This window comes from Ureibacillus aquaedulcis (genome assembly GCF_030418165.1).
Taxonomy (GTDB): domain Bacteria; phylum Bacillota; class Bacilli; order Bacillales_A; family Planococcaceae; genus Ureibacillus; species Ureibacillus aquaedulcis.
Genome location: NZ_JAUHTQ010000001.1, coordinates 44,813 through 57,907 on the forward strand (window position 1 = coordinate 44,813; position 13,095 = coordinate 57,907).

A 13,095-nucleotide genomic window follows, 5' to 3' on the forward strand; every position below is an offset into this window, starting at 1 on the left:
CTGGATGCCCTTTTAATTTTCTTAACAAGATTTTATGTTAGGAAAGCCCACTATGCAAAACTGCTTATTTATCAGATGCCAACCACTTCTCTTCGAACTCGCTGGCAGGAAGTGGACGACTGTAATAATAACCTTGACCATAATCGCAGCCCATTTCATTCAAGTAGGAAGCCTCTTCTTGACCTTCGACTCCCTCGGCAATGACTCTTAATTCAAGCTGTTTTGCAATTGCAATAATCGTTTTTACAATGGCTGTATTTTCATGGTCTTGATTCATCCCAATGACAAACGACTTATCGATTTTTAACGAATCGAGGGGGTACTTGTTTAGATAGCTAAGGGATGAGTAACCTGTGCCAAAGTCATCCATCGAAAGGGTAACACCAAGTTTTTTTAATGCCATTAGCTTTTCTATCGTGGAATCTGCGTACATTGCAATACTCTCGGTAATCTCTAAAACAATGTTGCTTGCATCAACTCCAGAGCTCTCTATTGCGTTTTTCACATTATCTACAAACATCGGGTCAAGTAGCTGCCTCACTGAAACATTAATACTTGTCTTTAATGGCTTGTATCCTTCATTCAGCCATATTATATTTTGTTGGATTGCCATCCGCAACACCCATTGGCCAATAGGTATAATTATGCCGGTTTCTTCTGCAACGGAAATAAATTCGTCCGGTGTCACTTGTCCGAGAATTTCGTTATTCCATCTTAAAAGAGATTCCATCGCGATAATTTCATTGGTTTTCAGATCAATTATCGGCTGATAATAAAGTTCGAATTCGTTCTGATCGAGCGCTACCCGTAATTGTTTTTCAATCATCATTTTTCGGTAGAAATTTTTCTGCATTTCTGCCGTGAATAATTGGTAATTATTTTTACCTTTTTCTTTCACATAGTACATGGCGGTGTCGGCATGTTTTATAAGCGTATTTGCATCATTTCCGTCATCTGGGAAGATGCTGATCCCGATACTCGTTGTAATGAAATATTCACTACTTTCAATCAGAAAGCCAGTCTTAAATTGCTCCAATAATTCTAATGCAAAAGCTTCGCTTTCAACAGCGTCATAATGGGGAAGAAGAATCGTGAATTCATCTCCGCTAAGACGATAAATATTAGCAGCAGGATGTTTTTTCCTTAGTAACTTCTCAATACGTTTTGAGACTTCAATTAATAAAAGATCCCCAACATCATGTCCCATTGTATCGTTAATGTATTTAAATCGGTCTAAATCCAGAAACATGATGGCACTTTGACTACTTTCTGTTTTAGCTTTTTGGAGAAGGTTTGTTAAATCTTCATTAAACATTCTCCTATTCGGTAACCCTGTTAGGGAATCGTGATAGGCCTGGAACTTGATCTCATCTTCATGCTGTTTGCGTTCTGTAATGTCTGTGGAGACAGCGAGTATGGAAGAGCTCGCGTTTATACTTATTGGAACTTTAACAGTTTGAACCCATATCACCTCACCAGAAGCAGCTGTAATGGCTTCCTCGCGAATGAAGTTCTCTTTAGTTGGTTTAAACAGATTTTCCGATTGATCAAAGGTTTGTTTCTCACCAAACTCTTTCTTTTGAATTTCATAGTCAGACTTTCCAATCATATCTTGAATGTTCATTCCCTTTAACTGTGCATAGGCTTGATTCAACAGAGTATAACGTCCTTTTTTGTCTCGGGCATAAATATAATTCGGGTTTAGGTCAATTACTTGAAAAAGAAAATTTTTCTGTTCATTTAACCTGTTGTTCATATTATTCACTATCTCTAGATGCATTCTGCTAGAAATGATTAATGTAGAAAGGGCATAGACCAGCAACGCAATTGAGCTTGGGTACAATTTTGCTGCTGGAAACATATTCAAGCCGCCTATAGCATATCCAACAGACGAAAAGATACTAAAATAAACTAGAAAGGAACGTTCACTTTTCTGTTTTATATTTAAACTAATCAAGAAACAGGTAATCATACTAACTAGAAAAAATACAATATTAAAAATGAAAGTCCAGGATAGATTACCGTAAACAGGGAAGTAAAATATATTGGAGCCTATTTGCATAAGCTCTAGTTTTTCAACCCCATTCTCACTCCAACCGACGATATATACAAGAAAAGCGACTCCATAGAATAAATAGAGGGTGTTACGGTTTACAAAAGGTCGCCACTTCTTTTGTAAATGAATTGGCAATATTTCTTGCACAATTGTATAACCTACATGGAAGAATACAGGTGTTATCATAATAGAACCGAATCGAAAAAGTTTGAAAAGGAAGGTAATAACTTCTTCACTTAACAGATTATTTGAATATAAAAAGGCAACATCCAATTGCCAAAATGTTACCATTAAGAGAAGTAGAAATAGTACCTTTGATAGTTTGTATTTTTTAAATAACATTAATAGCGTAACTCCAACAACTATTGGAATACAGGATAATAAAATTAAAAAAGTAAAAAACATGAAGTGAGCCTCCTAGAAATGTGTCAGCAGTAGACAAGCATTATTCCCGCTACTTCCGTGAGAAGTAATGCATACGGATTCCACAGTTTGATATCTAGTTTCAAGGACAATTGGAAGATCTTCAAAACCAATGCCTTTTGTTTTAATGGTAGGAGGTATGAAACCATACTCCATTGAAATAAGTGATGAAATGATTTGAATGGCACCCATCGAACCAAAGGAATGTCCAGTCATACCTTTAATTGAGGTAATGGGTACGTCTGAGCCGAATGTTTCTTTAAGAATAAAACGTTCTACCTGATCATTTGCATCTAATCCCAATGCCTGACTGTTTACATAGCTTGGTCTAGTATCTAAAAGAGCATCTTGGAAAACCTCTAGCATATGTTTACCCGTCGTATCGGAGCTTAAGACTTTTTGTCCTTCATTTCTTGATACGACGCGTTCAATCTTCCCGTATATTCTCTGGCTACGTGCTTGTGCTGTTTGTCTACATTCCAGCACAATTACTCCAGCGCCCTCCGATAGAACAAATCCGCGATGAGTTTTTGAAAAAGGGACACCTGCATTCTCTATAGATGTCTCAGTTGAGAGCGCTCTTAATTTTTTAAAGCCATTGATTGTCCATTGACCCAATGGAGCATCTGTCCCACCTACTATGCAAGCATCTACTGTACCGCTCTCCAGTAGAAGCTTTCCCATTGAGACTGCATCTAAACTGGCAGTACACCCAGTTGATAAAGTAAATGCAGGCCCACACGAACCAATCGCTTCTGCAACAGAACCAGAGAGCGTGTGTGTGTCAGCATATGAAACGCCTTGAATAGGCGTTGTCTTTATATCATGAAAATCTGGAGAGTATTGTTCGATTTCTAGAATAGCTCCAGCGGATGTTCCTATAATTACGGCTACACGCTGTGGTTTAAAGTAACCTAAATTCGCCATTTCGGCAGCATCCAAAGCAGCAGCAATTGCCATTCGTCCAGAACGTGAGAGGCGTTTGTAATTCTGTCCTTTTATCATAAGAAAATTATCCTCTATTAAACCCGCAACAATATTAGTTTGTGTCTGATTCGATATATTCAATAGACTCTGTGTACAAATGCCATTCTTTAAAACATTTAAAAAGCTTAATTTATCTACTATACCGGGTGCTTTAATGCCATAACCGGTAATTACTATATCGTCCAAGTATTTCACCTACAAATTTCGACTTCTATTTATTATATACGACAAAACTAGAGAGAGTCTATAATCGATAGGTCTTAAGAGTAGGTAGATGAATTAATTAGAGTATCAATTGTATTAGGTTTAAATGATTCTCATTAACTATTTATGAAAATACTACTAATATTTTTGTAATTAGCATGAATATGGTAAGTGTTTTATTTTGATTTCCTAAAATAAAACCATTATGACTAATTTGAAAAGACCTATGAATACTGCTTAGAGGAGGATTTAATCCATTCTGATTGAAGTGAATTAAGATCATGACTTGATTATGGAGGAGTAAAAGTGCGAATCAAACAGAACTAAAATATCCATAAAATTACGGCTATTAAAAATGGAAGACAATCAAACGGTCTTAGAATGGAGTAAAGATGCAAGTTTTTATGAAGCAAATGGCTGGGAGAAAAATAGAAGTAATGAAGAAATATATAGCTGAATGAAGAAATATATATCTGGTGGAGTGGTTGTGTTAATAAAGTATCTAAAGATTTTATTCTGTGGGGTAAAGAGTTCAATGGCAAATTAATAGAGTACGGAGATTTAGCTAATATTAAAAATAATAGTGCCGAAATAGGAATTGCTTTTGGAGAGAGTAATTTGTGGGGGAAAGGTATTGGATTTTATTCTACCCTATGCATAATGGAGTATGCTTTAAACGGAAAAGGCATTACGATTTTTAGGGCCGAAACACATGCTGCCAATATCCGTTCAAGAAGAATGCTTGAAAAAATAGGATATAAGGAGGTTAGCAGGATTGGTGTGGATTGCTATTTGGGAGTAGAAAGCCAGCTCGTTCAATACAGATTATGTGCAGTAGATTTGTTTGGTGGGATTTGATAAGAAAATTTCAATATGATTTATACACCCTCATTGCTTTGACGGTAATGTTGTTTGTACGCAATCGGTGTTTTTTTCAAAAGCATATTATTTACTCAAAAAGGGTATGTTTGTTTAGTATATAAATAGTGTCTATAGTTTGTAGGCTATATGGCAATGTGTTTTATGAATAGATATGCAGATAGCCAAGGGGAGGAACTAAACATGAACGAAAGATATAAAGATTTATTAACAGCATTTACATTACCAAATGGAGTGGAATTAAAAAATCGAATCGTTATGGCGCCTATGACACATTATTCGTCAAATCCGGATGGTACGGTAACCGATGCAGAGGTTAAATACTATTCGCGTCGTTCAAGCGGGGTAAGTATGGTTATTACAGCCTGCACTCATGTTACACAGGATGGTCAAGGATTTCATGGACAATTTGCATCGTATAGTGATGACTTTATCCCTAGTCTAAAGCGTGTAGCAAACGCTATAAAAGAACAAGGGGCAAAAGCTGTTTTACAGATTTATCATGGAGGGAAAATGTCGCCTCCTGAGCTCGTTCCAAACGGGGAAATCGTAAGTGCAAGTGATGTGCCGGCTGTAAATGACGGAGTGGAAGCGAAAAAACCAAAACCTTTAACAGAAGCAGAAGCTGAAGAGATTATCGAAGCTTATGGTGAAGCAACACGCCGTGCGATTGAAGCAGGCTATGATGGTGTTGAGATTCACGGAGCTAATGGCTACTTGATTCAGCAATTCTTCTCAGGACACTCCAACAGACGTGAGGACCGTTTTGGCGGAAGCTTGGAAAAACGTATGGCTTTCCCTTTAGCTGTAGTGGATAAGGTGAAAAGTGTAGTAGAAAAACATGGTGATGCTTCATTTATTGTTGGTTACCGCTTTTCTCCGGAAGAGCCTGAAGAAAAGGGCATTACAATGGCAGATACGCTCGCTTTAGTAGATGTTTTAGCTGATAAAGGTTTAGAATATCTGCATGTTTCATTAGGTGACTTTTTCTCAACTGCTAGAAGAGGTGTCGAGGATTTATCAAAAACACGCATTGAGTATCTGCTTGAGAAGATCAAAAACCGTGTCCCACTGATTGGAGTAGGTTCGATTTATACTGCAGAGGACGCACATAAAGCATTTGAGACAGGTATCCCTTTATTAGCTTTAGGTCGTGAATTAATCATCGATCCGGATTGGGTTCAGAAAGTAGCAGATGGTAAAGAAGATGAAATCGTTACAGAGATTGATAAAGAGAAGCAGGAAGAATTGGTAGTGCCAGATCCATTATGGAGCAAGATAGTGAATATCCCTGGTTGGTTCCCTGGCGTTTAGATAATACTAGCGATAATCGGTTATTCACTAAAGGTGGTGACAGCAAGGGAAATGAAGGAGCATACTTTTGTTGAAGAAGGCAGCCTAAGGGAAAAAAGAAGGTTAACTACCAATTTGCCGTGGATTATGAAGCAAACTTGGAATGATATCCTATTTGCCCATTACCCCGTACCGCGTAAGATTTTGAGAGAATTGGTGCCAAAAGGATTGACGTTGGACACGTTTTATCAAACTGGTTGGATTAGCATTGTCCCATATCTAACGAGCTCCATGCATTTAAGAGGGGTGCCTCCAGTACCAGGAATGGCTAACTTTGCAGGCTTTAATGTCCGCACTTATGTAACTTTGAATGGTAAGCCCGGAATCTACTTCTTTGGTTTAACGGCTGCAAACTATCTTGCTGCCCATTTTGCAAAAACATTTTTCCGGTTGCCATACTTCTATATGAACATGAATCACAAGAAGGCAAAGGACTTAATTGTTTTTGAAAGTGAAAAAAAGTCAGGTATGCAGCTGTTGTGCAATTATAAGTCGAGTTCCACGCCATCATTGGCAGACAGAGGGTCACTGGAAGAATGGTTAGTGGAACGATATTGCCTCTATACTGTCAGTAAAAAAGGTATGCCTCTACGTGCAGATATTTTGCATGAACCGTGGCTGTTGGAAAAAGCAGAAGCAGAATTTCATCAAAATACATTGCTTTCTAACTTGAACATCGTGCCGGATAGTGAAAAGCCTGTTTTGCATTACGCCAAAAAGGCAGTGGTTCGTATCTGGCCAATAGTGCCAGTAAGTGAATAAAAAGAGGGGGCGATACTTTTTTGAAAGGTATCGCTCATTTTTTTGAAATTAATAGGATAAAGAAGGATTCCCAAAGGTCGATAAGGAATAAAATGGAGAGTTAGAATATTTTGATTGCAGGGGGGAATTATTTGAAACAGGCATTAGTAGTCATTGATGCACAGCAAGCATTAATTGATGGCGACCACGTTGAACAAGGAGTGGTTGGGAAAGAAAGGTTAATAGCGAATATTAACGCAGTTGTTCAAAAGGCGTTAGACGAAGATATTTCCATCATATTTGTTAGAGATGTTGATGTGGGAAATGGGGAAGGCCCAGGTTTTGAAGTGCATAAGGAAATTAATGTACCATCTCATGCGGTTATTTTTAATAAGGCTGCAACAAATTCATTTTATGGGACACCATTGAATGATTATCTAAAAGAACAAAACATCGAACATCTTGTCATGATGGGCTGTAAAACGGAATATTGCTTGGATACAGCTGTAAGGACAGCAACGGTGAATGGATTTGACGTGACATTGGTTGGGGATGCTCATTCTACTTCTGATTCGGATACATTATCCGGGCAGCAAATAATCGAACACCACAACCGGACATTGCATGGTCACTATAATGTGGACAATTTTTCACTTGTCCGAAATTCAACCGAAGATCTATTTATGCCTATACATAACAATTATCGGTAAGTAATTAATCTCATATAGAAACGATCTACTGCCGCTTTGGCAGTTTTTTTATAGATTTCAACTACATAAAGGGACGTAAAATATTGTTGAATGAAGAGAAGATTCTTTCGATTATTCGAGAGGATTCTTGGATGATGGAAATCTTGCAAACGGCAAAAATTTGAATTTGCCGGATTGGTGGATATGTGCTGGTTTGTAAGGTCAAAAATTTGGGATACATTACATGGCTTTAACAAACGTACACCGGTTCCTGATGTGGATGTAATTTATTTTGATTCATCCAATCTGAATGAATTAAAGGAGAAGCATTAATCAGTTGAACGATTAGTAGAATACTTAATAGGCATCATGTAGGGTGGATATATAAGGGTTGAAGGTTTCGATCAATTTTAGAGGTCTAAAAAAATCTTGTATGAATACAAATCCTGGAAAGACATAATAGTATTTATATATAACATTTTAGGGCTGCTGTTTTGAGAAAGGGGCAAGCTATTATATAATTATCATGGGAAATAAAAAATCGTAACTTTACATAACAGAACGAAACCAGATTGGAAAGAGGAAACGAGATGAACAAAGTGAAAAACAAAAAGCCCAATATAGTCAGGATTTTGACTAAGTCGATTATGATTATATTGGGTGGATTAATCGCAGCATATGGATTAGAGGCTGTATTAATTCCAAATGAAGTATCGGACGGCGGAGTAACGGGGCTAAGTATCGTTGGCTCAAAATTGTTCGAATTACCTCTGGGAGTTTTAATCGGGATACTAAACATTCCATTTGTATGGTTAGGATATAAGCAAATAGGAAAAAGCTTTGCTATCTATTCGGTTGTAGGGATTGTGTCATTAGCAGTAGGTACCGTGCTGATGCACCATATACTACCAATCATTGAAGGGGATACGCTATTAGTCACAGTTGTTGGCGGGATTATCCTTGGTTTTGGTATGGGGTTAGCGCTGCGTAATGGCGGAGCGTTGGATGGAATAGATATGTTGGCCGTGCTGCTATCTAAAAAATTGCCATTTGGTACAAGTGATTTGATCTTATTTCTAAATTTATTTGTTTTCATTGTTGTATCGACAGTATTTGGTTTGCAAGGGGCTTTTCTTTCAGGGATTGCATACTTTATCGCCTCTAAAGTAATCCATATCGTAGAAGAAGGTTTAAGCGGATCTAAGACATTTAAAATTATTACATTGGAACCTGAAGTGATGGTAGAAACGATTCGTGATCGTCTGGGGCGAAGTGCTACTTATAATGAAGCATATGGCGGCTATACAAGGGAAAAGTTCATTGAAGTGACGTGTGTCATTAACCGATTAGAAGAAAGTAAAATGAAAGAAATTATTCAAGAAATCGACCCGGGTGCCTTTGTTACAGTTTATGATGTAGCGGAAGTGAAGGGCGGTAACTTTAGAAAAAGAGATATTCATTAATAGCTTTGTGTGGGAAAGCGTTTCTGTCAAAAGAGACGCTTTTTTCTTATTTTTAAAAAGGGTTTATTGATTAGATAACGAAATTTTTATTGAAGGAATGGGGTGTGCATTTTTGGCAAGAGTAATTGAGATGGCTAAAGATTTAAATGAATTGTCACTATTTCTGGCTGAATTAAATACTGGAAAGTCATGTCACATTGGCTATTGTGGTGACAAAGTTGAAGAGATTTATGAAACGTTAAAAGAAGATTTTGTCAAAGAAAATGGCCAGCTTTCTTTTCATGTTGCCAGAAATGCCGACGGAAAAATTGATGCAGCAATTGGGTTGGACATTGATGATGATAGTGCGGAAGTTTGGGGACCCTTTAATAAAACTTCTTCCCAGGACTTGCAACAACAATTATGGGAACAGCTATTGGAACAATATCCAAACATTGAAACTTTTAATTTCTTTCTAAATAGTGAAAACCTAAAACAGCAGGAGTTTATGAAGATATCTCAAGCTTCTAAGTCAGGAGAATATCTTGTTTTAGTGGTTAAAAAAGAACAATTTGAAGCTGTACAGGAACTAAAAAGTACTCAATTTATTGAAAGTGACTTTCGAGCATTTGAAATTTTGCATGAGACTGTATTTCCGGAAACATATTATAATGCCAAAACAATTGTGGATCGCTTAAATGATAAATGTATTTTAAAAGTGCTTAAATCTGAAAAGGGTGAAATGCTTGGTTATGCTTATTTTGAAGTGGATTTGGCTATGGAAGAGGCTGCATTACACTATTTTGCTATCTCTCCAACCGCTCAGAACAAAGGTTATGGCACTATGCTATTAAAGGAAGTTATAACAGAGATATTCAATTTCACCCCAATCATGGAAATAAAATTATGTGTAGAACGGGAAAATACGCAAGCAAATCATGTTTATTTTAAAGTAGGTTTTAAAGAAAAGGACGTATTGTTTAGTTACCGGCTTACTCGGAATGATGGCGGCAAATAAGACTAAATTGTAATGACTACTTTCCCTTGAGCGTGACCTTGTTCAAAATATTTAAAGGCTTCTTTTAGGTCGCCCAACGTGTTCATGGGAACCCCCTCCAAAATGTGAATCTTCTAGTATGGGAAGATACTCCCGTAGCGGGGAGTTCACTACTGCGAAAGAAATTAAAAAGTTAAATATAATCTTGAAAATATGGTTGAAATGAATGTTTGATTAGGAGTTGTTATGATGGAGCTTTGTTTTTATGAGGAGACATTTAAAGAGGCAATCAAAAGTTACGAAATTACTGAATATCAACTAAGATTTACCGCTTCGCCAATTGAGTGTACGCTATTATCCGATGATGATCCAGACCGCTTTGCCATATTGGCTATCAAAGGCGGGATTTTGGTTACATATTTTAATCTGCATAAAAATGAAGGGGTAGAACCCTATTCTGGTAATCCTAATGCGATTTTATTAAGAGCTTTTTCCACAGACTTTCGCTACTTGGGAAATGGCTATGCAAAACAGGCGTTAAAGCTACTGCCGGCATTTGTAAGAAAACATTTTAATAATATTAACGAAATTGTTTTAGCTGTAAATATACAAAATGAGGTAGCCCAGAATGTATATAAGAAATGTGGTTATGTCGATGAAGGGGAACGTAGAATGGGCAAGAAAGGCGAGCTTATAATTATGAGCTATTATTTATCATGATAGCAAAGCGAGGGTTATTACGATGATTCAGGAAGAGAACTTTTCGGGAAGGTAGCAAAGCGGGGGTTATTAAGACGATTGGGGAAGGGAACTGTTTTGGGAGGTAGCAAAGCTTGGGTATTGCGACGGTTCAAAAGGATAACTGCATCGTGAGGTAGCAAAGCGAATGTGTTGCGAGTTGATTACAGATACTATAGTTTTTATTTTTCGATTCAAGCTATAAAGAGTAGCCAGATCGTAAGTGAAAATAAATGCACCAAAAGTATCGTTAGGAATACTCATAGTGCATTTACCGTTAGCTATTTATTTCTGTTCTTTTTTTGCTTTTTGTTGTTGTTTTTAATTTCTTGTACATCAAACTCTTGAGCAATCTCTTGGTTGTTATTGTTTAAATTATTGTTGTTATTATTGTTGTTGTTGTTTTTATTTCTCTTAGCCATTTTTAGTTCCTCCAATGTCGTTAGGTTAATTTATCTTTTATTTGATTGTTGGTCTTTTTCGTGATTCGTTGCATTGTTCTTGTTTTTTACTTTTGAATCGAACTCTTCTGCAATTTCTGCAGTATTATCTTCAGGATTATCCTGATGGCTTGTTGTATTTCGATGCAAATGCGCGTAGGTTTCGAAAGGGTTGTGGGTTCTTGCATTCATTGTTTCTTTGCTGTTTTTATTCCCCATGAATTCACCTCCTAGATACTAATTTGCTCCGGATCAATTGTTTTATTCCAGGGTGAATGACTTAAACATTTACATAGAAAAACATTTTATTCCAACTTTTTTTTCGAGGTATGTTCAAGGGATTCGCCAATTATTTGAAGAACTAATTAAAAATGGAGTTCGGAAATGAGGTGTACAAATGGCTAGAGTGATTGGATTTGAAATGAGTAGTCAAGATCCGGAAATGGCTGCTGCCTTTTATTCAAACGTGTTCGGGTGGGAAGTGGCTGAACCTAATTGGGATTATTGGGCAGTTTCAACAGGGGAAGCAAAACATGGAATTGATGGCGGCATTGGTAGAGGTCCAAGTAATTATCCTCATGGGACGAGGATACAAGTAGAGAGGCAATCGATTGATGAAGCACTGGTGAAAGCAAAAGAGAACGGTGCAAAGATTATTCGCGATAAGATGGAGTTTGATGATTTTTATTTAGCTTATTTAAATGACCCAGTTGGAATCGGATTTGGACTTTATCAAAATAAGTAAACCATTACGAAGGAGGATTTCACATGGAAAAAACAATTCCTATTAAAAACCAAATGAACGGCGTTTTTGTTCATGTTAGTAACCTAAAGGAAGCCGCAAAATGGTATTGTGAATTGCTCGGATTGGAAGTCGGGCTAGAAAAAATCCAATCACCCGTTTTTAATGTACCTGTTAGCGGAACTACTTCACTTACTTTGGATGACCACACCTTCGATTCTCACTATAAGCATCATGCCAGTCCAAATCCGATATTTAACTTTTATGCACCAGATATTGATGCAGCCTATCAATACATAAAAGAGAAGGACTATAAAGTGGTTCGAGAAATCGAGTGGCATTACGAAATGGCCTGGTTTAATGTAGAAGATCCTGATGGAAATGTTGTAATGATTTGCAATTGTTGAGCAATGAATATAGTTTGAAACCTAGCTTCATCAGGTGAACCACAACTTGCCGCTATGCAAGAAATCACGGTAGTGGACCATTAATAACAAAATGTCCTAGAAGCTCCGCTTCGTGCTTTCTTAAACAAGTAAATACTATGAGGAAATCGTGTGCTTTTTATATGAGTGCATCACGTTTCAATATCAATATTAGATTACCTATCGCAAAGGCATGATGGGGGTACTCTAAAAAGAAGTGAGAACAATGGAAACTCCAATGCTCTCACAGATCACTTCTATTTAATGTTCCATTAAATTCGATAAAGGAACATCCTGTTCTTTCTGGGGATCATCAAGAGGATAGATTCTGGCAGTCCCTTTGTCCTCGTCTACATGTTGAATGTATACTCTTTCTCCGTTATACAAAACATTTGCAATGACTGGTGATTCCGAAATTTCTTGGGCTCTTTGTGCATTCATCTTGATACCCTCCTAAAAAATTTATTGGCACTACCAAATTTATTATTTACACTCCTTTGCAAAATCAAACAATTTAGTCTGTGAATATGATTTACTCTACTGGATAAAAATATATTGTTTTAAAATTCCTCCAAAATGAAACAATCTTTTCTTCAATTCGTATACTTAATAAGTAAAATCGCTAAAAATTATGTAATCAAATGTCATATTTCGTTTGAATGAATCATATATTATCATTGTTGCCGATTTAATAAGGAGTGTCATGAAGTGTATAATAGATTCAAAAAACAAATAGTACTTATTATTTCATCCTTAGCCATAATGGTTGCTATTGGATTATCGATAGATATGTATTTAACCCATAAGGAAATATTGGATGCATCCAATGCTTGCTATGATCGTAACGGATATCCGATTGTACATAAAGAAGGGCCTGTATCGAACTGGTCCTTTACTTGCGATGGTTTATAACTTTTTAGAACAGAAAAAATCACCTCTTAAATTCTGAGGTGATTTTTCGCATAAAAGTTAGTGGATC

The 13,095-nt window shown here is 36.8% G+C and carries 15 protein-coding genes and 1 pseudogene; 11 read left to right on the top strand and 5 right to left on the bottom strand.

The features are described 5' to 3' along the window. Positions 1-64: 64 nt before the first annotated feature. On the bottom strand, positions 65-2,461 hold the full coding sequence (locus QYB95_RS00265) for a sensor domain-containing protein (protein ID WP_301136072.1): 2,397 nt from the start codon (positions 2,459-2,461) through the stop codon (positions 65-67). A 12-nt stretch (positions 2,462-2,473) separates the two neighbouring features. After that, a complete protein-coding gene (locus QYB95_RS00270) occupies positions 2,474-3,652 on the bottom strand; it encodes a beta-ketoacyl synthase N-terminal-like domain-containing protein (RefSeq protein WP_301136073.1) in 1,179 nt (392 codons plus the stop codon). A gap of 588 nt (positions 3,653-4,240) precedes the next feature. On the opposite strand from QYB95_RS00270, the gene QYB95_RS00275 reads away from it, so the two are divergent. From QYB95_RS00275 to QYB95_RS00310, 8 genes and pseudogenes are all read left to right on the top strand, one after another. Then, positions 4,241-4,528, top strand: a complete 288-nt coding sequence (locus QYB95_RS00275) for a GNAT family N-acetyltransferase (RefSeq protein ID WP_301136520.1) — start codon at positions 4,241-4,243, stop codon at positions 4,526-4,528. A gap of 204 nt (positions 4,529-4,732) precedes the next feature. Next, complete coding sequence (locus QYB95_RS00280) at positions 4,733-5,863, top strand: NADH-dependent flavin oxidoreductase (RefSeq protein WP_301136074.1); 1,131 nt, start codon at positions 4,733-4,735, stop codon at positions 5,861-5,863. Positions 5,864-5,914: 51 nt separating this feature from the next. After that, positions 5,915-6,664, top strand: a complete 750-nt coding sequence (locus QYB95_RS00285; RefSeq protein ID WP_301136075.1) for a YqjF family protein — start codon at positions 5,915-5,917, stop codon at positions 6,662-6,664. A 131-nt stretch (positions 6,665-6,795) separates the two neighbouring features. Continuing rightward, complete coding sequence (locus QYB95_RS00290) at positions 6,796-7,353, top strand: cysteine hydrolase family protein (protein WP_301136076.1); 558 nt, start codon at positions 6,796-6,798, stop codon at positions 7,351-7,353. A 131-nt stretch (positions 7,354-7,484) separates the two neighbouring features. Beyond that, a pseudogene (locus QYB95_RS00295) lies at positions 7,485-7,659 on the top strand (nucleotidyltransferase family protein); the annotation flags it as partial. A gap of 263 nt (positions 7,660-7,922) precedes the next feature. Continuing rightward, positions 7,923-8,795, top strand: a complete 873-nt coding sequence (locus tag QYB95_RS00300) for a YitT family protein (RefSeq protein ID WP_301136077.1) — start codon at positions 7,923-7,925, stop codon at positions 8,793-8,795. Between the two features lie 130 nt (positions 8,796-8,925). Further along, a complete protein-coding gene (locus tag QYB95_RS00305; protein ID WP_301136078.1) occupies positions 8,926-9,792 on the top strand; it encodes a GNAT family N-acetyltransferase in 867 nt (288 codons plus the stop codon). A gap of 228 nt (positions 9,793-10,020) precedes the next feature. Then, positions 10,021-10,491 carry a GNAT family N-acetyltransferase gene (locus QYB95_RS00310; protein WP_301136521.1) on the top strand — a complete coding sequence of 157 codons (471 nt, stop codon included), beginning with the start codon at positions 10,021-10,023 and terminating at the stop codon, positions 10,489-10,491. A 299-nt stretch (positions 10,492-10,790) separates the two neighbouring features. On the opposite strand, the gene QYB95_RS00315 is transcribed toward QYB95_RS00310, so the two are convergent. Both QYB95_RS00315 and QYB95_RS00320 read right to left on the bottom strand, forming a co-directional pair. Next, on the bottom strand, positions 10,791-10,931 hold the full coding sequence (locus tag QYB95_RS00315) for a hypothetical protein (protein ID WP_301136079.1): 141 nt from the start codon (positions 10,929-10,931) through the stop codon (positions 10,791-10,793). Positions 10,932-10,961: 30 nt separating this feature from the next. Beyond that, on the bottom strand, positions 10,962-11,168 hold the full coding sequence (locus QYB95_RS00320) for a hypothetical protein (protein ID WP_301136080.1): 207 nt from the start codon (positions 11,166-11,168) through the stop codon (positions 10,962-10,964). Positions 11,169-11,346: 178 nt separating this feature from the next. Here QYB95_RS00320 and QYB95_RS00325 point away from each other — a divergent pair, with 178 nt between their 5' ends. Both QYB95_RS00325 and QYB95_RS00330 read left to right on the top strand, forming a co-directional pair. Further along, positions 11,347-11,694 (top strand): VOC family protein, encoded by a 348-nt coding sequence (locus QYB95_RS00325; RefSeq protein WP_301136081.1) that lies wholly within the window; start codon positions 11,347-11,349, stop codon positions 11,692-11,694. 23 nt (positions 11,695-11,717) lie between these two features. Next, complete coding sequence (locus QYB95_RS00330; protein ID WP_301136082.1) at positions 11,718-12,098, top strand: VOC family protein; 381 nt, start codon at positions 11,718-11,720, stop codon at positions 12,096-12,098. 279 nt (positions 12,099-12,377) lie between these two features. Here the strand turns inward: QYB95_RS00330 and QYB95_RS00335 are convergent, their stop codons facing one another. Next, positions 12,378-12,557, bottom strand: coding sequence for a small acid-soluble spore protein H (locus QYB95_RS00335; RefSeq protein WP_301136083.1), 180 nt, complete (start codon positions 12,555-12,557; stop codon positions 12,378-12,380). 267 nt (positions 12,558-12,824) lie between these two features. Here QYB95_RS00335 and QYB95_RS00340 point away from each other — a divergent pair, with 267 nt between their 5' ends. Further along, positions 12,825-13,028, top strand: a complete 204-nt coding sequence (locus QYB95_RS00340) for a hypothetical protein (RefSeq protein WP_301136084.1) — start codon at positions 12,825-12,827, stop codon at positions 13,026-13,028. Positions 13,029-13,095 lie beyond the last annotated feature (67 nt).

Excerpts from the sequence above, each read along its gene's own strand:
- QYB95_RS00265 (WP_301136072.1), bottom strand. The coding sequence starts at position 2,461 with ATGTTTTTTACTTTTTTAATTTTATTATCCTGTATTCCAATAGTTGTT.
- QYB95_RS00280 (WP_301136074.1), top strand. The coding sequence starts at position 4,733 with ATGAACGAAAGATATAAAGATTTATTAACAGCATTTACATTACCAAAT.
- QYB95_RS00285 (WP_301136075.1), top strand. The coding sequence starts at position 5,915 with ATGAAGGAGCATACTTTTGTTGAAGAAGGCAGCCTAAGGGAAAAAAGA.
- QYB95_RS00300 (WP_301136077.1), top strand. The coding sequence starts at position 7,923 with ATGAACAAAGTGAAAAACAAAAAGCCCAATATAGTCAGGATTTTGACT.
- QYB95_RS00305 (WP_301136078.1), top strand. The coding sequence starts at position 8,926 with ATGGCTAAAGATTTAAATGAATTGTCACTATTTCTGGCTGAATTAAAT.
- QYB95_RS00310 (WP_301136521.1), top strand. The coding sequence starts at position 10,021 with ATGGAGCTTTGTTTTTATGAGGAGACATTTAAAGAGGCAATCAAAAGT.
- QYB95_RS00315 (WP_301136079.1), bottom strand. The coding sequence starts at position 10,931 with ATGGCTAAGAGAAATAAAAACAACAACAACAATAATAACAACAATAAT.
- QYB95_RS00320 (WP_301136080.1), bottom strand. The coding sequence starts at position 11,168 with ATGGGGAATAAAAACAGCAAAGAAACAATGAATGCAAGAACCCACAAC.
- QYB95_RS00325 (WP_301136081.1), top strand. The coding sequence starts at position 11,347 with ATGGCTAGAGTGATTGGATTTGAAATGAGTAGTCAAGATCCGGAAATG.
- QYB95_RS00330 (WP_301136082.1), top strand. The coding sequence starts at position 11,718 with ATGGAAAAAACAATTCCTATTAAAAACCAAATGAACGGCGTTTTTGTT.
- QYB95_RS00335 (WP_301136083.1), bottom strand. The coding sequence starts at position 12,557 with ATGAATGCACAAAGAGCCCAAGAAATTTCGGAATCACCAGTCATTGCA.